The organism is Sphingomonas koreensis (assembly GCF_002797435.1).
GTDB lineage: Bacteria > Pseudomonadota > Alphaproteobacteria > Sphingomonadales > Sphingomonadaceae > Sphingomonas > Sphingomonas koreensis.
Map to the genome: position 1 here is coordinate 1,082,006 of NZ_PGEN01000001.1, position 22,211 is coordinate 1,104,216.

The following is a 22,211-nucleotide window of genomic DNA, read 5'->3' on the forward strand; positions in this document are numbered from 1 at the left end:
TCGCGCTGAATCCGGCACATCGGCGCTTCTGGCAGCTTTCTTGCTGTCCTTCCCTCCCACAAATGGGAAGGAGAGTCTCTGTGACGCGATTCAACGTCTGTCTTGCGGCGATCGCCGCGGCCGCGGCGCTGCCTGCCGCGCCTGTATTTGCGATGGATACCCCGCCACCCTCGACACCCGAAGGATCGTCGAGCGGCGGCACGTCTAGCTCGTCCGGCGGCGCACCTTCGAGTTCGTCGGGTGGCAGCCCCGCCTCGATCCCCGAGCCTGCCGCACTCGGCCTGTTCGCGCTCGGCATCGCCGGCGCCGCACTGATCCGCCGCAGCCGCCGCAAACAGGATTAGGGCTTCACTTTTTCGCAGGGAGGCGGATTTATGCTCGCCGCATGATCCGCGCCCTGCCCCTCCTGCTGCTCACCGTGATGCCCGCGCTCGCCGCGGATGGCGGGGGCGTGACGCGCCGTACGATGCCTGAGCTCTCGGACCTCGCGCTCGCTGCCATGGCCGCAGGAGGCATCTGGCTCGCCCAGCGCGCGATGCGCCGCCGCAAGCGCAAGCCCAAGGATTGACAGCGGCACGCCGCTAGGGGACTGCCCTCTCCATGGCCGCCGATATTCTCGACACGCTCGAAGCCGTGATCCGCGAGCGCCGTACCGGCGATCCCGCGACCTCCTATGTCGCCAAACTGACCGCCAAAGGCCGCGCCAAGATCGCGCAGAAGCTGGGCGAGGAAGCGGTCGAGGCCGCGATCGCGGCGGTGCAGGACGATCGCGACGGGCTGACCGGCGAGGCGGCCGATCTGATCTTCCATCTCCTCGTCCTGCTCGCGGACACCGGGCTTTCGCTCGACGACGTCCGCGCCGAACTCGCTCGTCGCGAAGGCATCTCCGGAATCGATGAAAAGGCCAGCCGACATGCCGATTGACGCGACCCAGCCCTATGACGACCAGAACATTTTCGCCAAGATCCTCCGCGGCGAAATCCCGTCGAAGCGAGTCTATGAGGATGCGTACGCGATCGCATTCCATGACATCAACCCGCTCGCTCCCACGCATTTGCTGGTGATCCCGACGGGCGCCTATGTGTCATGGGACGACTTCTCCGCACGCGCTTCGGACGCTGAAATCGCTGGTTTTGTCCGTGCCGTCGGGATCGTCGCACGCCAAGCCGGAGCGGTAGAGCCCGGCTATCGCCTGCTTGCCAATGTCGGCGCCAATGGCGGGCAGGAGGTACCCCACCTCCATATCCATATCTTCGCCGGCAAGACGCTGGGGCCAATGCTCACGCGATAAGCTGCGCACTTGGGGGATTGCACCATCCCATTTTGCGGCTAGGGTCCCGGCTTTCGTATCAGCGGCGACAAGGCAAGAACCGAGCCGCATTGGGGGAAGTTGCATGATATTCGGGCGCGTAAAACCACTCGACGCCATCCTAGCCACCGCCGAAAAGAAATCGCTCCACCGTTCGCTGGGAGCGTTCCAGCTCACCATGCTCGGCATCGGCGCGGTGATCGGCACCGGCATTTTCGTTCTCACCGCCGAAGCGGCGCAGAAGGCCGGCCCCGGCATGATGCTGTCGTTCGTGATCGCCGGCGTGGTCTGCGCAGTCGCAGCGCTCTGCTATGCCGAAATGGCGGCAATGGTGCCCGTCTCCGGCTCCGCCTACACCTATAGCTACGCCGTGATGGGCGAGCTGATCGCCTGGATGGTCGGCTGGGCGCTGATCCTCGAATATGCGGTGGCCGCAGGCGCGGTGTCCGTCGGATGGTCAGGCTATGTCGTCGGATTGATCGAGAACGCCTTCGCGCTCGACATACCCGACGCGCTGGTGCGCGGCCCCTATGACGGCGGCATCATCAACCTGCCCGCGATGCTCATCGCCGGTCTCGTCACCTGGCTCCTGGTGATCGGCACCAAGGAGAGCGCATTTGTCAATTCGGTTCTGGTTCTGGTCAAGGTTTCCGCGCTGTCGCTGTTCATCATCCTCGCGATTCCGGTGATGAACATGCAGAATTTCGAGCCCTTCTCGCCGCTCGGCTTCGCCGGTGTTTCGGCCGCTGCCGCCTCGATCTTCTTCGCATATGTCGGCTTCGACGCGGTCTCGACCGCTGCCGAAGAAACCAAGAACCCTCAGCGCAACATGCCGATCGGCCTGATCGGCTCGCTCGCCATCTGCACCATCTTCTACCTGCTCGTCGCCGCCGGCGTGATCGGCAGCGTCGGCGCTCAGCCGATTCTCGGGCCTGATGGCGCGGCCCTGCCTCCGGGCAGCACCGAGCTGACCAAGGCTTGCGTCGAGACGGCTGCTGCAACCGGCAAGGAAGCCGTCGTCTGCTCGAAGGAAGCGCTCGCCTGGACGCTGCGTGAAATCGGCTGGCCGCAGATCGGCAACCTGATCGGCCTCGCCGCCGGTCTCGCCCTGCCTTCGGTCATCCTGATGATGATGTTCGGCCAGACCCGAATCTTCTTCGTGATGAGCCGCGACGGCCTGCTGCCCGCGGTCTTCTCGAAGGTCCATCCGAAGTTCCACACCCCGCACGTCATCACCATCCTGACGGGCGTGTTCGTGGCGCTGTTCGCGGCCTTCTTCCCGGTGGGCAAGCTCGCCGACATCTCCAACTCGGGCACGTTGTTCGCCTTTGCTGCGGTGTCTATCGCGGTGCTGGTGCTTCGCCGTACCGATCCGGACCGCAAGCGCCCGTTCCGCACGCCGCTGATCATCATCACGGCGCCGATCGCGATCCTGGGCTGCGCCTATCTGTTCTACAGCCTCGGCCACGACACCAAGATGATGTTCGTCGGCTGGGCGGCGCTCGGGCTGCTGGTCTATTTCGGCTATAGCCGCCGCAAGAGCCATGTCGGCCGCGGCATCGTCGAGACGCCTGAGCACGAAGCATATCAGGAGCTCGACCCGCCGGTTCCCGGCACGCACTGAGCCTCAGAGTACGCAAGAAAGAGGGGCCGGGGGAGCAATCTCCCGGCCCCTTCTTCGTTCCTGCCTTCAATCCGGTTCCGGTCTATTCCGCGAAGGTCAGCGCCGCCGCGGCAAGCGCGCCCAGCGCCAGCAATGCCTCGATCCGTCCCCGATCTCCGCGATCCCGGCCAGTGTCGCGCAACTTCGATGCCGCCAGATAGGCTTCGCGGGCGATTTCGGATTCCGCTCCCCAGCGCAGCCCCAGCAGCGACGCCGCAGGCCGATTGCGCACAATCAGCAGATCGAGGATTTCCGGGCCTGCCACGGCCCCCATCTCACGCTTGTATCCCGAATCGCCGGCACCCAGGTCGATCGTCTCGATTCCGGCCCTGCGGGCAGCATCCAACTGATAGGCCGTCACGATCTTGCCGGGCCGGAAGGCGGCGAATTGCGCGTCATAACTGCTGGCGATGCCATATTGCATCGTCCCGGACTGCAGATCGAACGAGAAGGCCGCAGGCTTGCCGCCAACCGACAGTATCGTCGCCGACAACGCCTGCGCCAGCACCGGATCCATCACGGCCGCCAGCCACCCGGCGCGCTTGGCATCGGTCAGAAACTTGGCACCGGTGCCGTCGGTCCCGGTCCCCACCCAGCTAGCTGCTTCGATTGCGGCCAGATCGTCGAGCACGGCCGCGCTCCAGTCCGCGCCGCTCACATGCCGTATCGTCACGGCACCCAGCTGCGCCAGCTGGCGTTCGTAATTGGCCAGGCGGCGGCGCGTCGATCGCCGAGGCCAGGCTTCGTCGCGCGCGTCGAACAGGAACGTGCGGCCAAGCTTGCGTGTCAGCACCGTCCACCCCGCCACGCCGGCCGCACGCTTGATCCGCGCCGTTGCAGGGTCGCTGGCATAGATCGGCCCGATCCGCCACGCCGGGCCAAGCGCCGATATGCTCGCCCGGTCGGCAAGAAATGCCGTCAATTCTTCATCGGATGTATCGGGATCGAGCGGAACCGATCGGAACGGCCAATAGCTGCCCGGAACGCTGCGTGCGCCGATCAGGGCAGGGCCGAGCGGCGCGGTGGGCAGCGCCGCGACCGGCGTACCATCGACCCGGATCGCAGCAACGGTCGCGATGCCCTCACCCGCCGCCATCCGGTACCAGGCTGCCCGCAGAAAGCGGTTATGGGGATCCGCGCGGTCTGCCAAAGCATCCATCAGCGCCGGAACGCCGTCGTGCAGCCCGACGACGATCGCCGGCTCGATCGCCCGTTCCGATGTTTGCGCCTGCTGCATCCCCGCTCCCATGCTCGCGCACGGGGTAAGGTCAAATCGCTGACATAAGGTAAGCGGCGGCCCGGATTTTCAACGGGGCCGCAGGGATCAGCCCAGCTTTGCCGCCGCCAGTGCCTTGAGGTCCACCTCAGGCCGCGCACCATAGTGGCTGATGATCTCCGCCGCGCACACTGCGCCCAGCTTCAGCGACTTATCGAGAGTCCAGCCCTGGGCCTGCCCATGCAGGAAGCCCGCAGCGAACAGGTCGCCCGCGCCGGTCGTGTCCACCACCTTCTCGATCGGCTCGGCGGGCACTTCGGCACGGGTGCCGTTGGAGATGGCGATCGCGCCCTTCTCGCTGCGCGTCACCACCAGCACCGGCACCTGAGCCGCGATCTTGGCTACCGCTGCTTCGAAGTCCTCGACCTCGGCAAGCGCCAGCAGCTCGTTCTCGTTCGCGAACAGGATATCGATCAGCCCATCACCGATCAGAATGCGGAAATCGCCACCGTGACGGTTGATGCAGAACACGTCCGACAGTGTGAACGCGACCTTCCGGCCCGCACCGCGCGCGATATCGATCGCGGCTCGCATCGCCTGGCGCGGTTCTTCGGGATCCCACAGATAGCCTTCGAGATACAGGATCGCACCGCCAGCGATCAGATCGCGGTCCAGCGCCTTTTCGGGCAGGAACTGCGACGCGCCGAGGAAGGTGTTCATCGTGCGCTGCCCGTCGGGCGTCACGAAGATCAGGCAGCGCGCGGTCGACGGCGATCCCGGACGCACTTCCGTGTCGAAATCGACGCCGGTGGCGCGCAGATCATGCGCGAAGACCGCACCGAGTTGATCGTCGGCGACCTGCCCGATGAACGCGCAGCGGCTGCCCAGCGCCGCCATGCCGGCGACGGTATTGCCCGCAGACCCGCCCGAAATCTCGCGCCCCGGCCCCATGCGATCGTACAGCGCATCCGCATCCTCTGCCGAGAAGATCAGCTGCATCGAGCCCTTGGCGACGCCGATCTCTTCAATGAAGCTGTCCTCGGCAGAGGCAAGAACATCGACGATGGCATTGCCGATGGCGACGACGTCATGGACGGGTGCGGTCACTTTGATCTCCGGAGAAAGGTTTTCGCGCGCCTAGTGGACACGGCGACTTCACGCAACTGCGTTGACTTGGGACGCACGCCCGGCCCATCCATGCTCGCGATGCTCGATGCCTTTCTTCTCTCGGTCCGCCAGCTCGGCGATAAGCGGATCCTCACCGTATTCCTGAAATCGATGCTGCTGACGCTGGCGATCTTCGCTGCGCTCGGCAGCGCACTCTGGTTCGGGACCGATGCGCTCGTCCGGCATTATTTCGAGGGAAGCGAGACCACGGCCGCCGCTGCCTCCGCGGTCGCGTTGCTGATCGGGCTGCTTGGCGGTTGGCTGTTGTTCCGCGCGATCGCTGTCGCGGTGATCGGGGTCTTCGCCGACGAAGTGGTCCACGCGGTCGAAGCGAAACACTACCCCGCACGTTTCGCCGCCTCCCGTGACCTCAGCTTCGCGCGCTCGCTCGCTATGGGCATGCGGTCTGCGGTCCGCGCGCTGCTGGTCAATCTCGTGCTCGTGCCCCTTTACATCGTCCTGCTCGTCACCGGAGTCGGCACTGCGCTCGCCTTTTTCCTCGTCAATAGCTGGCTGCTCGGGCGCGATCTGGGCGACATGGTCGCGGTCAGACACCTGCCCGACGACGATCTTGCCCGCTGGCGCGGCGTGACGCGGCTATCGCGGTTCACGCTGGGTGCAGCCGGCACCGCGTTGTTTTTCGTGCCGTTCGTCAATTTCGTCGCGCCCGTCCTCGGCGCGGCGATGGCAACGCACCTGTTCCACCGGAGGACCGCCCCTTGAAGTTGATCGCCCCCGCCGCATTGCTCCTCCTGCTCGCCGGATGCGGGGGTGGCGGCAAGCCGCCCCCGGTCGTCCGTGCCGCACCGATCCCGGTGCCCCAGCCCGGCATGGCGGCACTCACCACGGTGATGGGCGCGAGCGCCAACGCACTGATCGGCCAGTTCGGCCGCCCCCAGCTCGACATCAGCGAGGGTAGCGCACGCAAGCTCCAGTTCGGCGGGCCAATCTGCGTTCTCGACGCCTATCTCTACCCCCCCAAATCGGGTCGCGGCGACGCCACGGTAACCTTTGCCGAGACCCGCCAGCGCGACGGCAAGCCGATCGACCAGTCGAGCTGCGCCGCCGCGCTCAGGGCGAACCGCGGGAAGTAAGGCGCGCCTGCGCCCAGTCCGCTGCCTCGGCCACAACCGGATCGGGATCGTCGCGCAGCGCCTCAACCGCGGGCAGCAGCGCCGCATCGCCGCTGTTTCCTGCCGCGATCAGGCAGTTGCGCATCATCCGGTCACGCCCGATCCGCTTGATCGGCGATCCGGAAAAGACCTGCCGGAAACCCGCATCGTCCAGCGCGAGCAGATCGCGCAGCTCGGGCGCGGTCAGCTCCGCGCGCGGCGCAAAGGACAGGTTCGCCGCCGCCGCGGCTGCGAACTTGTTCCACGGGCACACTGCAAGGCAATCGTCGCAGCCATAGATGCGATTGCCGATCCCCTCGCGAAACTCCTCCGGGATCGGCCCTTTCAACTCGATCGTGAGGTACGAAATGCAGCGGCGCGCATCGAGCCGATAAGGCGCGGGAAACGCGTCGGTCGGGCACGCCGTCTGGCAGGCATCGCACGATCCGCACCCACCGCCGCTCCGGCCGTCGGGTTCCAGCTCCAGCGTCGTGTAGATCGCCCCAAGGAACAGCCAGCTGCCATGGTAGCGACTGACCAGGTTGGTGTGCTTTCCCTGCCAGCCCAGCCCCGCCGCCTCGGCCAGCGGCTTTTCCATCACCGGCGCGGTATCGACGAACACTTTGAGGTCGCATCCCGCCTCCTGCGCGAGCCAGCGGCCCAGCGCCTTCAGCGTCTTCTTCATCACATCGTGATAATCGGCGCCCTGCGCATAGACCGAGATGCGCGCCCGATCCGGCACATCGGCCAGTGCCAGCGGATCGTTCGCGGGCGAATAGCTCATGCCGAGCGAGATCACGCTCCTGACCTCGGGCCACAACCCCCGCGGACTCTCGCGGTGATGCGCGCGCTCGGCCATCCAGATCATGTCGCCGTGCCGCCCCTCGGCCAGCCATTCGTGCAGCCGCCTGCCCGCGAGCGGCGCCGCGTCGGCACGCGCGAAACCGCACGCCGCAAAGCCCAGCTCCGCCGCCTTGTCGCGGATTCGGCCTTCCAGTGACTTGCCTTGCTGCATCACCCCCCGCTACCACGGCTCCTGCTAGCGAGGGGAATTTTGTTGAGTAGCGAACTGGCGGTCAGCGCCACCGGGCTGGTGAAGCGCTTCGGCAACCGCCGGGTGGTGGATGGTGTCGACATCGCGGTGCCGAAGGGCATGATCTTCGGCGTGCTCGGCCCCAATGGCGCGGGCAAGACCACGACGCTGCGCATGCTGCTCGGCATCATCGAGCCGGACGAGGGCTGCCGCACGTTGCTGGGCAACGACCGCCCGCGCGAGGTAAGCGACCATGTCGGCTACTTGCCCGAGGAACGCGGCCTCTATCCGTCGATGAAGACGACCCAGGCGATCGCCTTCATGGGTGCGCTGCGCGGGCTCGATTGGCGGACCGGACGCACCCGCGCGGTGGCCCTGATGGAAGCCGCCGGCCTTGGCCACGCCACCGACCAGAAGATCCGCAAGCTGTCCAAGGGCATGGCCCAGCTCGTCCAGCTGCTCGGCTCGGTCGTCCACCAGCCCGACCTGCTGGTGCTCGACGAGCCGTTCTCCGGTCTCGATCCGGTCAATCAGGAACGGCTCGAGAAACTGATCCTGGCCGAACGCGATCGGGGGGCGACGATCCTCTTTTCCACCCATGTCATGGCGCATGCCGAGCGGCTGTGCGATCGCCTCGCGATCATCGCGGGCGGCAAGGTCCGCTTCGAAGGCACCGTCGCCGATGCGCGCGCCACCCTCCCGTTCAAGGCGCATTATGTCCCGCACCACCCCGATGACGGCATCCGCGCGCTGCTTCCCGCGGATGCCTTGCCCGAAGGGGATGGATGGCGCTTCACTTTGCCCGACGAGGGAATCGAGGGCATTTTGGTGAAGCTGATCGATGCCGGCTACGGCATATCCGGCCTGTCGATCGAGCGGCCCAGCCTGCACGACGTGTTCGTCCGCATCGTCGGCGCGAAAGCGCTCGCGGAAGCCGAGGCACTGGAAGCGGAGGCGCGGGCATGAGCAGCCTTGCCCGCCTGATCCGGCAGACGCTGACCATCGCCCGCCGCGATTTCGTGGCGACGGTGTTCACCCCGACCTTCCTGCTCTTCCTGTTCGCGCCGCTGATGATGGTCGGTTTCGGCGCGATCGGCGGGGTCGGTGCAGCATCGATCAGCAAGAGCGGTGACGACAAGGCACGCATCGTCCTGCTTGCCGGGGGCGATCAAGCGCGCTCCGCGATTGCCGCAGATCGCCAGTTGCGCGCCATGTTTCGCTCGCTCGAACAGCCGCCCCGGCTGATCGTCGAAACGCCCGGCCCCAACCCCGAGGCGCAGGGCCGCGCGATGTTCGAGCGCAAGGAGAGCGATACCTATGCGGTGATGTACGGCCCGCTCGACAAGCCGCAGATCCTGCACAGCGTCAACGGCGGGCGCTCTGCCGCCTATCTGGCCGCACTTGCCGATCAGGTGCTGCGCGCCCAGCGCGCGGGCACCGCTGCGCCGCTCAGCGAGGCGACCAAGATCATCGTCACCCGCCCCGGCGCATCCGCCGGCGGACAGGGTCAAGCGGCGTTCTTCGCAACGACCGCCCTGTTCATGATCAGCCTGCTGCTTGCCGGCCAAGTCGTCGGCACCATGGCCGAGGAACGTTCGAACAAGGTAATCGAGGTCCTCGCTGCCGCAGTTCCGCTCGAAAGCGTCTTCTTCGGCAAATTGGTCGGCATGTTCGGCGTCGCGCTGCTGTTCCTCGGCTTTTGGGGGACGGTGGTTGTCAATGTCGGCTCCCTCCTTCCGGTCAAACTCGCGACGGCCTTCATCGATGTCGGCCCGGCGGTGGGCCTGCCGATGTTCGGGCTGCTGTTCTTCGCCTATTTCGTCACCTCCTACATGCTGCTCGGCGCGGTGTTCCTCGGGCTCGGTGCGCAGGCCTCCACCCAGCGCGAGCTGCAGATGATGTCGCTCCCGATCACCATCTTTCAGGTCGCGATGTGGGGCCTTGCCTCCGCGACTGCGCTCAGCCCCGACAGCGGGCTCGCGACCGCGGCTGCGGCCTTCCCCTTCAGCTCGCCTTTTGCAATGGTCGCTCGCGCCGCCAATGCACCCGATCTGTGGCCGCATGCGCTTGCGCTCGGCTGGCAGATCCTGTGGGTCGCGATCACCGTCACGATCGCCGCGCGCCTGTTCCGCCGCGGCGTGCTCCAATCGGGCAGTCCCGGGCTGCGGTTGCGAAAGAAGACGGCCTCCTGACGGCTCGCCGCAGCACTATTGACAATCCTGTAAGTTAGGCCACTCTTCCGGAAAACAATGTCCGGGAGAGTAGCACCATGGCCACCCTAGCCGCCGAGCCCGCGGTCGATCCGCTCGACGTCACCCGGCCCGAACTCTATCGCGACGACCAGTGGCACGAGCCCTTCCGGCGCCTGCGCGCCGAGGCTCCGGTCTATCGCTGCAATGACAGCGCCTTCGGCCCCTATTGGTCGATCTCGTCCTACAAGCCGATCGTCGAGGTCGAATCGCTGCCCGATCTCTACTCGTCGCAGGCCGGCGGCATCACCGTCGCGGACCTGATGCCCGAAGACATCAAGATGCCGATGTTCATCGCGATGGACCGGCCCAAACATACCGGCCAGCGCCGTACGGTCGCCCCCGCCTTCACGCCGAGCGAGATGGTGCGGATGACGGGCGATATTCGCCACCGCACTGCGGAAATCCTCGATTCGCTGCCGGTCGGGGAGACGTTCGACTGGGTCGACCGCGTCTCGATCGAGCTCACGACCCAGATGCTGGCGCTACTGTTCGATTTCCCTTGGGAGGAGCGCCGCAAGCTGACCTACTGGTCGGACTGGGCCGGCGATATCGAGATCGCCAAGGATCCCGTCCGCAAGGAGGAGCGCCGCAACATCCTGTTCCAGTGCGCTGCGGAATTCGGGGCGCTGTGGAACTCCAAGGTCGGCAAGGACCCCACGCCCGACCTCATCTCGATGATGATCCATTCCGACGCGATGGCGGAGATGGATCAGATGGAGTTCCTCGGCAACCTCATCCTCCTGATCGTGGGCGGTAACGACACCACCCGCAACTCGATGAGCGCCTATGCCTGGGCGCTCGAGCAATTCCCGGAAGAGCGCGCGAAGCTGGAAGCGAACCCGGAGCTGATTCCCAATGCCACGCAGGAGATCATCCGCTGGCAGACCCCGCTCGCCCATATGCGCCGCACTGCGACCCAGGATACCGAACTGATGGGGCAGAAGATCGCCGAGGGTGACAAGCTCGTCCTCTGGTATCTCTCTGCAAATCGCGACGAGAGCGTGTTCGAGCGCCCCGACGACATCATCGTCGATCGCGCCAACGCCCGCCGTCACCTCGCCTTCGGCCATGGCATCCACCGCTGCGTCGGCGCGCGGCTGGCGGAGCTTCAGATCGGCGTGCTGATGGAAGAGATGGCCAAGCGCCGCCTGCGCCCGAACGTCGTCGCAGAGCCCGAGCGCGTCTCGGCCTGCTTCGTACATGGCTACAAGGCGATGCCGGTCGAGCTTTCGCGCTACTGACGGGCGCCGCTCAGGCTTCCAGCATATGGTCGGCCACGCTGTAGCTATGGCTCGCCTGATAGGCGTTCCGGCCCCGGTTCATGTGCGTCAGGTTGAACCTGCGGATCGCGCGCAGTGCGCGAGGGCATGACATGAACTCTCGGATCGCCCCGCCACCGCGGACCTTGATCCCGAACATGTCCGCGCCGCGCGGGATGAACCAGCCGATGTCCCCGGGGGTCGCGGTGCAGCTGTCGAGAAAATCGCGGTCCAGCTGATCCTGCATTGGTGAACCGTCGCGGGTGAAATCCGAAAGGTGCAGAATGAAGCGTGCGCGGACATCCTCACCATCGGCATAGAGGGTGAACAGCTCCATCCAGCTGGCGTTGACGCGGACGAGCGGCTTGTCCGAGGTCGAGGGCAGGCATGAGACCGACCAATAGTCGCGCTCGGTCCGGCGCGGCAACGGGATGCATGCGCGGCCATAACGGCCGAGGATATCCAGGACGACTTCTGCCTGCGGCCGCCGCCGGAGCTTCTCGAACCGGGCGGCGTATTTGAAACGCTGTTCCAGCTCCTCCGAACGCGCACCAGAATCGAACAGATCGAGTCCGCCTTCAAGCCAGTCGAATTGCTGCTCGGGGCTCACGAACCGGCGCAGGCCGATGGCACCGGGCGCCTTGCTCTTCCGGGCCATGTGGTTCATCGCCTCACCTCCCGCGCATCTCTACAGGATCGGGCAGGCCCGGCAATCTCGGTCGCCGGACCGGGCGTGCCGCTATACTGGTCAACACCCAATGCCGCCCCCCGTCATCCCAACGCGGTCATTGCCAAAGATCGCCATACCCTTTGCCTCCGGTGCATCCGCACCCCACATTCTCGCGTAGCTCCTCCCGAAGCCGCGAAAAGGATGCCGCCATGCTCACCCGCCGCCACCTGCTTACCGTGATCGGCACCAGCGGCATCGCCGTCACCATCGGCTGCTCCTCGCCCGAATCGCAAGCGGCGCAGCGGTTCGAATTCACCCTCAGCGATGCCGAATGGCGCAAGCGGCTCACTCCAGCGCAGTATCGCGTCCTGCGACAGGCGGCGACCGAACGCCCCTTCTCCAGCCCGCTCGACAAGGAGAAGCGCGCCGGCATCTTCGCCTGTGCCGGCTGCGGACTGCCGCTCTACAGTTCGCGGACCAAGTATGACAGCCGCACCGGCTGGCCGAGCTTCTACGCCCCCCTCAAGGATGCGATCCGGACGCGCACCGATTATGCCATCGGCGTACCGCGTACCGAAGTGATCTGCCGCCGCTGCGGCGGGCATCTCGGCCATGTCTTCGACGACGGCCCGCCCCCGACCGGCAAGCGCTACTGCATGAACGGTCTGGCGCTGGCCTTCAAACCGGCCTGACTCTGGTCAGCGGACCACGAAGGTCACCGCAAGGATCACCCGCCATTCGACGACCTCGTTGTCGCGGACGACGCCCTTTGTGTCCTTGACCCAGACGCTTTCGATATTGTCGACGGTCTCGCCGCATTTCGCGACTCCGTCGCGGATCGCGTGCTCGATGCTCTCGGTCGAGCTCGAAATGACCTCGATGACTTTTGCAACCGCCATGGCTTGCTCCCGTCGCTTTGATCGCCTTCCCGCCGGGTCAGAATAGCCCAGGCCGGGATAACGGCAAAGAGACCGAGGCCCGCGGCGCCTTACTTCTGAAGCGAGGTGGTGATCCCGAACTTCTCGAGATCGATTGCGGCAATCGTCACGCCGAACGAGTCTTCGTCGCGATCCGGCTTCGGCGCCTTGCCGGCGTAGATGAAGCCGTTGACCGGGTAGGTCGAGGTGCCGAGGCCACCGTTCGACGCGAACCACACCTTGACGCGACTCCAGTCGCCCTTTTCGGACACGTCCACCGCAATCACATTCTTCTCGACGCCGCCGCGGCGCGACCAGTTGGCATGCGTCAGCAGCACTTCGCGCTCGTTCAGCACCTTCGACACCATCGCGACATGGCCAAGGCGCATGCGCTGTGTCGAGGCGAAAGACATCACCGAACCGACCGCCGGCTCGTTGCCGCGCTCGTACCGGCCCTCGGCCTGGCTCCACCAGGTATGCGCATTGCCGAAGATCTGAACGCCGGAAATCATGCGGGCATAGGGAGCGCACTGCCAGAACTGCGCGTTGGCAGGAGCAATCGTCGCCAGGCAAAGCGCTGCCATCAGCGCGAATCGCGCTGCGATAACCTTGGCTGTCATGCTGGCCCCCTTCAGACCCCGAATCTCGTTGAAGGGTTGGTGGCAGATCGGTTCCGTCGATCCTAGACTGCCGCCGCCGATATCCGATGAATCGTTTCGTCGCGGCGATGACTGACATTCTGTTCAGCTTCGACGGGCGAATTCGGGTCGAGATTCCCTGTGAACAGCCGGTCGTTACGCTGCCGCCCCGATTTGTTGCCCGAAAGCCGCGCCCCGCGATCGTTTCCATTCCGGGACTTCGGTTCATCGCAAGCCATGTTGCTACGCACAACCTTCTGTGATTCTCTACCTGAACGGCGGACGACGCGGGGTTAAGGTTAACGTTAACCAACTTGGGGTATCATCCGCTGTGAAGGAGCAGAGTGGGTGGGAGTGAAGGAGAATGAGCGCACGAAGTAAGCCGGCCGAAGGCGCGATGACGCTGGCCGAGATGAAGGAGTTCGCGGGCTTTGCCGCAGCGACGCAGCGTTATATCCGCCGCGCGCTCGACATCGGCCTCGATCGTACCGATGCGATGGAGCGCTGGTCCCGCGACGTGGTCGAAGCCGCCAGCATCCGTGCCCAGGCGCATATGTACGACCGCCTCCCCGAAATCCGTGCGCTGATTCCTGACGACAGCGGGCTCGATGCAATGGAGCCGTTCATGGCCCCGCTCGTCACCGTTTCCGCCTTCGATTTGAGCCAGGGGCGGCTCACCAGCTTTTCGGCCTATCGTTTCCTCTACGAGCGACTGATCGGCGCTGAGGTGCGGCCGTGGCTGCCCGCCGCCTTCTGCGCGGCTGCAGCGCTTCCTCACCTCCATCCGGACCTGCGCCGCAAGCTGCTCCAGTCGATCAGCGAAGCAGCCGCGACCGCGTCGGGATGGTCGAACCGCCAGCCCGCCTTCTTCCCGCAATGGGTGGAGAAGGTCGGCACGGAGCCGATGCCGGGTTGAAATCCCTGGCGGGTCCGCCCTAACGGCAGACCCGCCACATCCGTTTCGCCTGATCGAGGTGGAAATGGTCACGGTGCGCCGCGTTGTAGTCAGGCGACAATACGGTCGAGAATACGCCGCACGCGCCGTCCCGCACGTCGCGCAGGAACCGCGCCTTCGACCCCTTCCCTTCCCAGTCGCCCACCAAGGTGATGCGCGTACCGTCGGCCAGCCGGAACACCGCGATGTCCACCGCGTCGGCTGTCGCATGCTCGCTCCAGCTCGCGCCTTCACGATTGTACATGCGCCGGCAATTGTAGCTGCCGAAATGCTCGATCTCGGCAACCTTCTGCCCGAAATGGCGTTGGGCCGCAGGCTGGACGACTTCCCACTCCCACGCCGTCAAAGCCGCCGCGACCGGACAGGACATGCCGAGATCTGAAGGCGCTAGGCCGATCCGCCGCGTTCCGCCCAGCCTGAACCGTACCACATCCTCATAGCCGCATTGCCCATTCGCCTCGCTCAGCGGCGCAAGCGCGGTGTAGCGTACCCCCGCTTTGTCCAGCGCCTTTCGGCAGGCGGGAAAATCGTCGGTCAGCGCAGCGAGCTTGCGCCCGGTGAACAGCCCGACCGGCTGGCGCAGGTCAAGCTCGGTCCAGGGAAGGTCCTGCGGCCGGTCGCGCACCATCGCATAGAGCAGCAGCACCAAGGTCAGCGCCACAGCGGCCAGCACGATCGACGCGCTCATGTTGCGCAGCAGCTTCATGCCCGGGACGCCGCCTTGACCGGCTGCGAGGTCACCGGATAGCCGAGCCCCTCGGGAATGCAAAGCCGCTCCTCGCCGTCGCGGGTTTCGATCCAGGGCGTGATTGCCTCGATCCTGTGTGCGCGCGCATCTGCCACCGCTTCGGCGAAGCTTCCGAACTGCGCCAGCCGCTCAAGGTTGCGCCGCGTCGGATAGATGATCCGCGCCTCTCCGCGGTCCGCCATATCCAGCACCTCTAGTGCCGTCGCCCAGAACAGCCGGACATTCTCATTGCCATCGACGCTCGCGACATTCCACGCCCCTTCGGGCAGCCGCGCCAGATAGAAGCGCGTGTCGAACACCTTGTGCGAAACATCCCCGGGGGGCAGCCATCGTGCGAACGGCACCAGCGCGTCGAGATCGAGGTCGAGGCCGGCAAGCACCTCTCCCACCGGCACACCGCCATAAAGTGCCGTGCGCGCCGCTTCGTTGTCGGCCAGCCCGCTCACCCCGATTGCGAGGCCAGCTTCCTCGATCGTCTCGCGGATGGCTGCAATACGCGCGGCCAGATCCTCGCCATCGCCATCGTGCAGCGCGGCCAGCGCAACGTCCCCCGGATCGACCCGGCCGCCCGGAAACACCAACGCGCCGCCCGCAAAGCGCATCGCCGCCGATCGCTCGACGATCAGCAATTCGGGAGCGCCGCTTTCGCGTTCGCGCATCACGACCAATGTCGCGGCAGGGATCGGCTGGGAAGGGGTACCCATCATCGCCGCGGGTGTACGGACCCTCGCAGCGAATGGAAAGAAGTTGAACTAAAGCAAGCGCCCCTGCCCGCTCCCCGCTTCACGTGGCGCGCTGCGGAAGGCTGCAGTGGAATCGACCAGAGGAATGTCCGGCCGCCGTCCATGGAACAGTTCGTCAACGGTCAGGATCTGCATCCGCGCATAGCTTCGTCCGGTCGCCTCCGAATGGAACCGCCCCACCGCCGCCGCCTCGCGCAGCATCGGCCCCGAGGGCGGTGAGCGGCTGACGATCACTCCGATCGGCGCTTTCTCACGTTCCATCACCGAATGCAGATCGCGCACGACCTTCACCCCGACATGCTCGCCGCCCTTGACCGAGACCAGTGCCTTGGCCGTGCGCTGCCGCTCGGGCTTGAAGTAGATGATGCCGTCGATCCCGCCATCCGGCCCCTTCTTCCGTTCAGCGAAAGGCACCGCATCGATCATCGACACTGCCCACCACTGGAACTGGTACGGGTCGCGCCGCGCCAGATCCTCGGCCGAGGCACGGTCGCGCGGCGTGCCTTCCACATTCAGCGCGATCCCGGGAAACGCCGCCTTCATCCGCCGCTCGATCAGGCTGATGGCAAGGTGCGTCACGTCGATCCCCGCCCAGCGCCGCCCGAGCTTCTGCGCAGCGTGCACCGCTGTCCCGCACCCGCAGAACGGGTCGAGCACAAGATCGCCCTCGTTGGAGGAAGCAGCGATGATCCGCTCCAGCAAGGCGATCGGCTTTTGCGTCGGATAGCCCAGCCGCTCCTGCGCCTGCGAGTTGATCGCGGGGATATCGTTCCACAGCGCCTGCACCGGTACCCCGCGCGCCTCGTCCAGATAGCGTTTCAGGCGGATCCCCCCGCTCCGCGTGAAATGCAGCCGCCCTTCGCGATCGAGCCGCTCCATCGTCTCGACCGGCATCCGCCAATAGGAATGAACCCCCTTATACGCATAGTGATAGCCGCCGCCCGACAGTCCCTTGGCGGTGAGGTTGTCGTCCATCCACAGCCGACCGTCGGGGTCGCGGTTGCGGAAACGCGCCTCATAGTCGCGGTCATAGGGCGCGAATTGCGGGTTCCAGACCGGCTTCGTACCTTTCGAATAGAAGAGGACGATGTCGGTGTTGCGCCCGTATCGTCCGCCGTCGCTGTGCGCCGAGGTGCGTTTCCATGTGATCTCGTTGCGGAACCGCTCGGCGCCGAACACGCCGTCGGCGAGCAGCTTGAGGTAGTGGCTCGCGGTCGGGTCGCAGTGAAGATAGAGGCTGCCCGTCGGCTTGAGCACCCGGTGCAGTTCGATCAGCCGGATCGCCATCATCGCGAGATACGCCATCATGTCGTTCTCGCCGAGGAACGCACGCATCGCGTTGAGCAGGTCGAATGCCCGCGTGCACCCGCTCTGCATCGCCTGATCGAAGGCGTCCTCGGCACTGTCGTTCCAGTGCCAGCTGTCCTCGAACGCCTCGACCTGCGCATCCGCCTCCGCCCCGGTCGGCGACCGGAACAGGATGTTGTAGTTGGCGTTCGAATTGAACGGCGGATCGAGATAGATGAGATCGACGCTCTCATCCGCAAAATGGGTGCGGAGCACGTCGAGATTGTCGCCGTAGAAGAGATGATTCGCGAGCCGCATCTTCCGTTCCCACGGCATCACGCCGCGCTGGAACGCTAGACGATCATTTCGGGAACGTGAGTGGATGTGCATCCGTTCCGGAGCCATTGGCGAAGGCCATGGCTCTACCGCCGCGCTGCGCGGTTCCCTGGCGCCGACTGATCGGTTTTGGCATCGCCCGGCTCGCCGCCCGCACGACCTTCAATAAATCCATTAAATATCAAATGATTACGAATGAAGGTACTTGATCCGCTACGGACTCGTCTTCCAGCGAACTCAACCCGCCCGCCCTCAACAAGGACGACGAGCGTCCGCATTGCCGCTAAGGCCTCCGCATGGCGCGGCTGATCCTGTTCAACAAACCCTATGGCGTGCTCTGCCAGTTCACCGACTCGCGCAACCCGACACCGCGCCCGACCCTGTCGGACTTCATCGATCTTCCGGGCGTCTATCCCGCGGGCCGGCTCGATCTCGACAGCGAAGGGCTGTTGCTGCTCACCGATGACGGACGGCTGCAGGCGCGGATCTCCGACCCGCGGTTCAAGACGCCGAAAACCTATCTGGTTCAGGTCGAGGGCGAGCCGGACAAGGCGGCATTGGATGCGCTGCGCCGCGGCGTACGGCTCAAGGATGGCGCGACGCTTCCCGCCGAGATCGAGCGGATCGATCCGCCGGAGCTCTGGCCGCGCGACCCACCGGTACGTTTCCGCAAGACCGTCCCTGATTGCTGGCTGAGTCTGACAATCCGCGAAGGCCGCAATCGCCAGGTGCGGCGCATGACCGCCGCGATCGGCCATCCGACGTTGCGGCTGGTGCGCTGGCGTATCGGCGAGTGGACGCTCGACGGCGTCGCGCCCGGCGCCTGGCGGGAAACGGGATTGATCCCCAGCGGCTGACAGGATCGAGCGGGAAAGAAAATCCGGCTGGCCTAGGACAATACGCCCCCATGACAAGCGGGAGCGAGGCGGCTAGAGGCACCGCATGGCCGGCTGGATCAGAGAGTCGCGAGGCGGACGCAGCATCCTTTTGGTGCTGTTCGCGCTCGTGCTCGCGATTCGTGTCGCGATCCCGACCGGCTTCATGCCGACCGCGGCGCCAAAGGGCATCGTCATTTCGGTCTGTACCGGATTGGGCGAAACCAAGGCGTTTCTGCCGACCGGGGACGACGATGCGCCCGAGCCGCATGGCAGCGGGACTTCCGATTGTACGTTCGCCACCGGCCTTGGCAGCGGGCTGGTCGCATCGGCCTCAGCCCCCCTCGCCGCTTTCGGCCTTGCCGTGCATGGGGTGCGCGCCGATCCCGCGATCGCCGAATTCACGGTCCATCGCCTCGCCGCGCCTCCACCGCCCGCGCACGCACCACCCGCGCACGCCTGAAGGCCGCGCGGCGAACCGTCTGAGATCGTTCGCCACCTGATCGCTCTGGGTGCCCGGCACCCTGTGCGCGCGTCGTGCCGCATGCGGCCGGCGCCGGCAGACGAGGTTCCGACATGTTGGTTGCAACGGGCGGCCGTGCCGCCCTGACGCCTGTGCTGCGCCGGGTCCGCCGGTCGGCCTGGCTGTTGATCCTGCTCTGCATCGCCGCCCAGATCGGCGATGCGACACTCCATCCCGCCGCACGCGCGGCGGCCGGACGCGCAGTTCGATGAGTCGCGCGCGTATCCTGATCCGCCGCGTCCATCTGTGGCTCGGGGTGAGCCTGGGGCTGCTGTTCGTCCTGCTCGGTCTGACCGGCTCGGCGCTCGTCTTCTATGTCGAGATCGACGCCGCGCTGAACCGCAATGCAATCGGCGAAGCCCGGGGCTCGGTCCCAGGCTGGTCATCGCCAGTCTGGGATCGCGCGCTGGCAACCGCGCGCCAGCGCTGGCCTGCCGGGGACTGGTCGTTCGAGGCGACCGGCGAAGGCGGTGCAATCCCCGCGCGCTACTATCCGGCATCGGAACATCATGGCCATCACGCCGAACGCGAGATGGTCTGGTTCTCGCCCGACGGGAACCGGATTCTCCGCACCGAACCCTGGGGCGGCTATGTGATGAGCTGGCTCTACGAACTGCACATGCACCTGCTCGCAGGTGAGACGGGGCGGCAGATCGTGGGCTGGTCCGGCGTCGCGATGCTGGTGCTGCTCATCTCCGGCATCGCCGCCTGGTGGCCGCGCGGCAGCTGGCGCAAGGCGCTCGCGTTCAAGCGGAAAGCCGCGCCGATCCGCCGCCTGCGCGACCTGCACAAGCATTTCGGGCTGTGGAGTTCGGCCCTGCTGCTCGTGCTCGTCGGCACCGGCGTGCTGCTCGCGCTGCCGGGTGTGAAGACTCAGGTGATCGGCACCATGATCGCCACACCCGATCCGGTACCGGCACCGCGTTCGATCGCCAGCACGGCCCGACAGATTTCAGTGGCCGAAGCGCTGACGGCGGCGCACCGCGCCCTGCCCGATGCGCGGCTCGCCTTCACAGATGTACCGCCCGCCGGGGACAAGCCGTTCCGCATCCGCGCGCAGGTGCCGGGCGATCCGCACGCGCGCTTCCCGGGCAGCTTCGTTTTCGTCGATCAGTATTCGGGCCGCGTCCTCGCAGTGCACGACATTCGCCGGGGCAACGCCGGAACGACCGTCTCGGCATGGATCCGCACGCTGCACGACGGGTCGGTCGGCGGCACGCCTGCCCGCATCGTGGCGGCCCTGCTCGGTCTCATCCCGGCCGTGCTTTTCGGGACCGGCCTTCTCCACTGGCTGCGGCGTCGGCGCGCGCCGCATCTCCGTACACAATCAAGAACATCCTCAGGGAGCATTTCGTGAAGACTTCACTTTTCGCCATCGCCGCAACCCTCGCGGCAACACCTGCCTTCGCCCAGGACGAGTCCGCCCGCGGCGACGCCGGAACCGTCATCGTCACCGGCCAGCGCCAGCTGGAGGAGCAGCCCGACGTCGCCGGGCGCCTCGGGCTCACCAACCGCGAAACCCCCGCCATCGTTGATGTCCTAACCCAGGCCGATTTCCAGAATCAGGGTGTGCGGACCGCGATCGAGGCGCTGAACGCCGCACCCGGTGTCGCGTCGGGCAACCTCCCCGGCTCGATCGGATCGGTGTCGATGCGCGGCTTCCATCGCGCGGTGAACTATCTCTATGACGGCGTTCGCATGGCCAATTCGGACGTCGGCATCCGCAACTGGGATGCATGGATGTTCGAGCGGATCGAGGTGATCAAGGGCCCAGCCTCGGTCACGTCGGGCGAAGGCGCACTGGCCGGCGCGATCAACTTCGTCCCCCGCCGTCCCAAGCTCGACGGCGCCAGCGGCGAAGTGCTGGCCAGCTATGGCAGCTTCGACACCGCCCGGCTTGCGGGCGACGTCAACCTGCCGCTCGGCCCGACCGCGGCGGTGCGCGGCGACCTTTCCTGGTCGCGCTCGTCGGGATGGGTCGACGACACGGATAGCCGGACGTTCGCCGCCTCTGTCTCGCTGCTGTTCCGACCCAGCGACCGCTTCTCGCTGACCGTATCGGCCGACTATTTCGAGGACCGGTTCTCGAGCGCCTATTTCGGCACGCCGGTCGTGTCCCGCGCGGTCGCGCGCGATCCGTCCGGCGCGGTGTCGGGCAGTGCGGGCCTGGTGCTCGACAAGGCGATGCGGCGCCTCAATTTCGACGTCCTCGACGGCGATGTGGGGTCTGACACGCTGTGGCTTCGCGCCCGCGGCGAATATGTGGTGTCGGACTCGCTCAAGCTGGTAAGTGACACGAGCTGGTACACGTCGAACCGAATCTGGCGCGACGCGGACGAATATACGTTCAATGCGGCAACCGGGCTGATCGACCGCTCGACCTCGCTGATCACCCACGACCATCAATATTGGAGCCAGCGGCTTCACCTTGGTTTTGACGGGGAAATCGCAGGGATGCGCAATCGCTTCGCCGCCGGCGTCGAGTTCGGCGGCACCAGTTTCTTCACCAAACGCCGCTTCGGGGCCGCCCCGTCCGCCGATCCGTTCAAGCCGGTCCGTGGCACCTTCCCGCAGGATACCCCCGCCAATTTCGGCACGCGTCAGGACGTCACCGCCGATGTCGATTCCTACGCCTTGTTCGTTGAGAATGCGCTCAACCTGACGCCCGACTGGCTGGTCGCGGGCGGCCTGCGCTACGATCACGTCAAGCTCGACCGGCGCGTCGTCAACGCCACCAGTGGTGCCGCGCAGACCTATGGCCAAAGCTATGATCCGGTCTCGTGGCGGATCGGCACCGTCTACAGCCTGACGCCCAAGACCCAGGTCTTCGCGCAATACAGCTATGCCGTCACCCCAGTGAGCGGGCTGCTGTTCCTCAGCGCCGCCAACGCCAGCTTCGACCTCACCACCGGTTATTCCTACGAGGCGGGGATCAAGACCTCGCTCACCGGCAGCGGGGTCGAGCTGACCGCGTCGCTGTTCAACATCCGCCAGGACGACATATTGACGCGCGATCCGGCGAACCCGGCGGTGGTCGTCCAGGGTGGCAACCTTCGCTCGCGCGGTGTCGAGCTGTCGCTCAACCTGCCCGCCACTGACGAACTCAACATTGGGGTCAGCGGAACCTTGCTCGACGCCGAATATGGCGAGCTGATCGAAGCCGGCGGCGCCGACCGGTCGGGCAACCGCCCGCCCAACGTGCCCGAACGGCTGGCCGATCTCGTCGTTACCTATGCGCCCAAGATGCTGCCGGTGACGCTGACCGGTTCGATCCGGCACAATGGCGGCTTCTTCACATCAAACGCCAACACCGTGAAGGTCAATGCGTTCACTACGTTCGACGCCGCGATCGCATGGCGCACGAAGCTCGGCACGCTGACGCTGCGGGGCCGCAACCTCACGGACGAATTCTATGCCGACTGGTCGGGCTACGCCTCCGGCCTCGTCTTCGTCGGCGCGCCACGCAGCGTCGAGCTGTCGCTCACCCGCCGGTTCTAGAAGGAGAAGA

The 22,211-nt window shown here is 65.9% G+C and carries 27 protein-coding genes; 18 read left to right on the plus strand and 9 right to left on the minus strand.

Annotated elements, in window-relative coordinates:
* Window positions 1-80 precede the first annotated feature (80 nt).
* From BDW16_RS05180 to BDW16_RS05200, 5 genes are all read left to right on the plus strand, one after another.
* Window positions 81-344: a PEP-CTERM sorting domain-containing protein gene (locus BDW16_RS05180; RefSeq protein ID WP_066578501.1), complete on the plus strand. Its 264-nt coding sequence runs from the start codon at window positions 81-83 to the stop codon at window positions 342-344.
* A gap of 41 nt (window positions 345-385) precedes the next feature.
* Window positions 386-568, plus strand: a complete 183-nt coding sequence (locus BDW16_RS05185) for a hypothetical protein (RefSeq protein ID WP_066578505.1) — start codon at window positions 386-388, stop codon at window positions 566-568.
* 32 nt (window positions 569-600) lie between these two features.
* Complete coding sequence (locus tag BDW16_RS05190) at window positions 601-924, plus strand: phosphoribosyl-ATP diphosphatase (protein ID WP_066578508.1); 324 nt, start codon at window positions 601-603, stop codon at window positions 922-924.
* Complete coding sequence (locus BDW16_RS05195) at window positions 914-1,291, plus strand: histidine triad nucleotide-binding protein (RefSeq protein ID WP_066578514.1); 378 nt, start codon at window positions 914-916, stop codon at window positions 1,289-1,291. The genes BDW16_RS05190 and BDW16_RS05195 overlap by 11 nt, the downstream gene beginning before the upstream one ends.
* 103 nt (window positions 1,292-1,394) lie before the next feature.
* Window positions 1,395-2,933, plus strand: a complete 1,539-nt coding sequence (locus BDW16_RS05200; protein ID WP_066578519.1) for an amino acid permease — start codon at window positions 1,395-1,397, stop codon at window positions 2,931-2,933.
* Between the two features lie 82 nt (window positions 2,934-3,015).
* On the opposite strand, the gene BDW16_RS05205 is transcribed toward BDW16_RS05200, so the two are convergent.
* Both BDW16_RS05205 and BDW16_RS05210 read right to left on the minus strand, forming a co-directional pair.
* On the minus strand, window positions 3,016-4,209 hold the full coding sequence (locus tag BDW16_RS05205) for a GNAT family N-acetyltransferase (protein ID WP_066578529.1): 1,194 nt from the start codon (window positions 4,207-4,209) through the stop codon (window positions 3,016-3,018).
* 87 nt (window positions 4,210-4,296) lie between these two features.
* Window positions 4,297-5,295, minus strand: a complete 999-nt coding sequence (locus tag BDW16_RS05210) for an adenosine kinase (protein ID WP_066578534.1) — start codon at window positions 5,293-5,295, stop codon at window positions 4,297-4,299.
* A 90-nt stretch (window positions 5,296-5,385) separates the two neighbouring features.
* On the opposite strand from BDW16_RS05210, the gene BDW16_RS05215 reads away from it, so the two are divergent.
* Both BDW16_RS05215 and BDW16_RS05220 read left to right on the plus strand, forming a co-directional pair.
* A complete protein-coding gene (locus BDW16_RS05215) occupies window positions 5,386-6,078 on the plus strand; it encodes an EI24 domain-containing protein (RefSeq protein WP_307695152.1) in 693 nt (230 codons plus the stop codon).
* Entirely contained in the window at window positions 6,075-6,449 is a 375-nt protein-coding gene (locus BDW16_RS05220; RefSeq protein WP_066578539.1) for a hypothetical protein, read from the plus strand. The genes BDW16_RS05215 and BDW16_RS05220 overlap by 4 nt, the downstream gene beginning before the upstream one ends.
* Here the strand turns inward: BDW16_RS05220 and queG are convergent.
* The gene (queG, locus tag BDW16_RS05225; protein ID WP_066578542.1) at window positions 6,427-7,482 is read right to left on the minus strand and encodes a tRNA epoxyqueuosine(34) reductase QueG; all 1,056 of its coding nucleotides are present in this window, start codon (window positions 7,480-7,482) and stop codon (window positions 6,427-6,429) included. The two genes, BDW16_RS05220 and queG, sit on opposite strands and share 23 nt — an antisense overlap.
* Before the next feature lie 36 nt (window positions 7,483-7,518).
* Between queG and BDW16_RS05230 the strand changes: the two genes are divergently transcribed.
* The 3 genes from BDW16_RS05230 to BDW16_RS05240 all read left to right on the plus strand — a co-directional run bounded on the left by BDW16_RS05230 (window position 7,519) and on the right by BDW16_RS05240 (window position 10,993).
* A complete protein-coding gene (locus BDW16_RS05230) occupies window positions 7,519-8,466 on the plus strand; it encodes an ABC transporter ATP-binding protein (RefSeq protein WP_066578788.1) in 948 nt (315 codons plus the stop codon).
* Window positions 8,463-9,692, plus strand: a complete 1,230-nt coding sequence (locus BDW16_RS05235) for an ABC transporter permease (RefSeq protein ID WP_066578545.1) — start codon at window positions 8,463-8,465, stop codon at window positions 9,690-9,692. The genes BDW16_RS05230 and BDW16_RS05235 overlap by 4 nt, the downstream gene beginning before the upstream one ends.
* A gap of 77 nt (window positions 9,693-9,769) precedes the next feature.
* Complete coding sequence (locus BDW16_RS05240) at window positions 9,770-10,993, plus strand: cytochrome P450 (RefSeq protein WP_066578546.1); 1,224 nt, start codon at window positions 9,770-9,772, stop codon at window positions 10,991-10,993.
* Between the two features lie 10 nt (window positions 10,994-11,003).
* Here the strand turns inward: BDW16_RS05240 and BDW16_RS05245 are convergent, their stop codons facing one another.
* Window positions 11,004-11,678, minus strand: a complete 675-nt coding sequence (locus BDW16_RS05245; protein WP_100362711.1) for a hypothetical protein — start codon at window positions 11,676-11,678, stop codon at window positions 11,004-11,006.
* 212 nt (window positions 11,679-11,890) lie between these two features.
* On the opposite strand from BDW16_RS05245, the gene msrB reads away from it, so the two are divergent.
* Entirely contained in the window at window positions 11,891-12,373 is a 483-nt protein-coding gene (msrB, locus tag BDW16_RS05250; protein ID WP_066578548.1) for a peptide-methionine (R)-S-oxide reductase MsrB, read from the plus strand.
* 6 nt (window positions 12,374-12,379) lie between these two features.
* Here msrB and BDW16_RS05255 read toward each other — a convergent pair whose 3' ends face one another.
* Complete coding sequence (locus BDW16_RS05255; RefSeq protein WP_066578549.1) at window positions 12,380-12,580, minus strand: dodecin family protein; 201 nt, start codon at window positions 12,578-12,580, stop codon at window positions 12,380-12,382.
* Window positions 12,581-12,669: 89 nt separating this feature from the next.
* The gene (locus tag BDW16_RS05260) at window positions 12,670-13,218 is read right to left on the minus strand and encodes a CHAP domain-containing protein (protein WP_066578552.1); all 549 of its coding nucleotides are present in this window, start codon (window positions 13,216-13,218) and stop codon (window positions 12,670-12,672) included.
* An 86-nt stretch (window positions 13,219-13,304) separates the two neighbouring features.
* Between BDW16_RS05260 and BDW16_RS21040 the strand changes: the two genes are divergently transcribed.
* Complete coding sequence (locus tag BDW16_RS21040; protein WP_125958851.1) at window positions 13,305-13,499, plus strand: hypothetical protein; 195 nt, start codon at window positions 13,305-13,307, stop codon at window positions 13,497-13,499.
* Between the two features lie 101 nt (window positions 13,500-13,600).
* The gene (locus tag BDW16_RS05270) at window positions 13,601-14,152 is read left to right on the plus strand and encodes a hypothetical protein (protein WP_066578558.1); all 552 of its coding nucleotides are present in this window, start codon (window positions 13,601-13,603) and stop codon (window positions 14,150-14,152) included.
* Between the two features lie 19 nt (window positions 14,153-14,171).
* On the opposite strand, the gene BDW16_RS05275 is transcribed toward BDW16_RS05270, so the two are convergent.
* Genes BDW16_RS05275 through BDW16_RS05285 form a run of 3 tightly spaced genes read right to left on the minus strand, consistent with a single transcriptional unit; the run spans window position 14,172 to window position 17,287 of the window.
* Window positions 14,172-14,897 carry an extensin-like domain-containing protein gene (locus BDW16_RS05275; RefSeq protein ID WP_066578561.1) on the minus strand — a complete coding sequence of 242 codons (726 nt, stop codon included), beginning with the start codon at window positions 14,895-14,897 and terminating at the stop codon, window positions 14,172-14,174.
* Window positions 14,894-15,643 (minus strand): NUDIX hydrolase, encoded by a 750-nt coding sequence (locus BDW16_RS05280; protein ID WP_371836700.1) that lies wholly within the window; start codon window positions 15,641-15,643, stop codon window positions 14,894-14,896. The genes BDW16_RS05275 and BDW16_RS05280 overlap by 4 nt, the downstream gene beginning before the upstream one ends.
* Window positions 15,644-15,691: 48 nt before the next feature.
* Window positions 15,692-17,287 carry a DNA methyltransferase gene (locus tag BDW16_RS05285; RefSeq protein ID WP_066578566.1) on the minus strand — a complete coding sequence of 532 codons (1,596 nt, stop codon included), beginning with the start codon at window positions 17,285-17,287 and terminating at the stop codon, window positions 15,692-15,694.
* Between the two features lie 314 nt (window positions 17,288-17,601).
* Here BDW16_RS05285 and BDW16_RS05290 point away from each other — a divergent pair, with 314 nt between their 5' ends.
* The 5 genes from BDW16_RS05290 to BDW16_RS05305 all read left to right on the plus strand — a co-directional run bounded on the left by BDW16_RS05290 (window position 17,602) and on the right by BDW16_RS05305 (window position 22,201).
* Window positions 17,602-18,162, plus strand: coding sequence for a pseudouridine synthase (locus BDW16_RS05290; protein ID WP_066578568.1), 561 nt, complete (start codon window positions 17,602-17,604; stop codon window positions 18,160-18,162).
* An 85-nt stretch (window positions 18,163-18,247) separates the two neighbouring features.
* Complete coding sequence (locus BDW16_RS05295; protein WP_066578570.1) at window positions 18,248-18,643, plus strand: hypothetical protein; 396 nt, start codon at window positions 18,248-18,250, stop codon at window positions 18,641-18,643.
* A 113-nt stretch (window positions 18,644-18,756) separates the two neighbouring features.
* Complete coding sequence (locus BDW16_RS21255; RefSeq protein ID WP_157081405.1) at window positions 18,757-18,915, plus strand: hypothetical protein; 159 nt, start codon at window positions 18,757-18,759, stop codon at window positions 18,913-18,915.
* A complete protein-coding gene (locus BDW16_RS05300) occupies window positions 18,912-20,060 on the plus strand; it encodes a PepSY-associated TM helix domain-containing protein (protein ID WP_066578574.1) in 1,149 nt (382 codons plus the stop codon). Before BDW16_RS21255 ends, BDW16_RS05300 begins: the two co-directional genes overlap by 4 nt.
* Window positions 20,057-22,201: a TonB-dependent receptor gene (locus BDW16_RS05305; protein ID WP_198585768.1), complete on the plus strand. Its 2,145-nt coding sequence runs from the start codon at window positions 20,057-20,059 to the stop codon at window positions 22,199-22,201. The genes BDW16_RS05300 and BDW16_RS05305 overlap by 4 nt, the downstream gene beginning before the upstream one ends.
* Window positions 22,202-22,211: the final 10 nt, after the last annotated feature.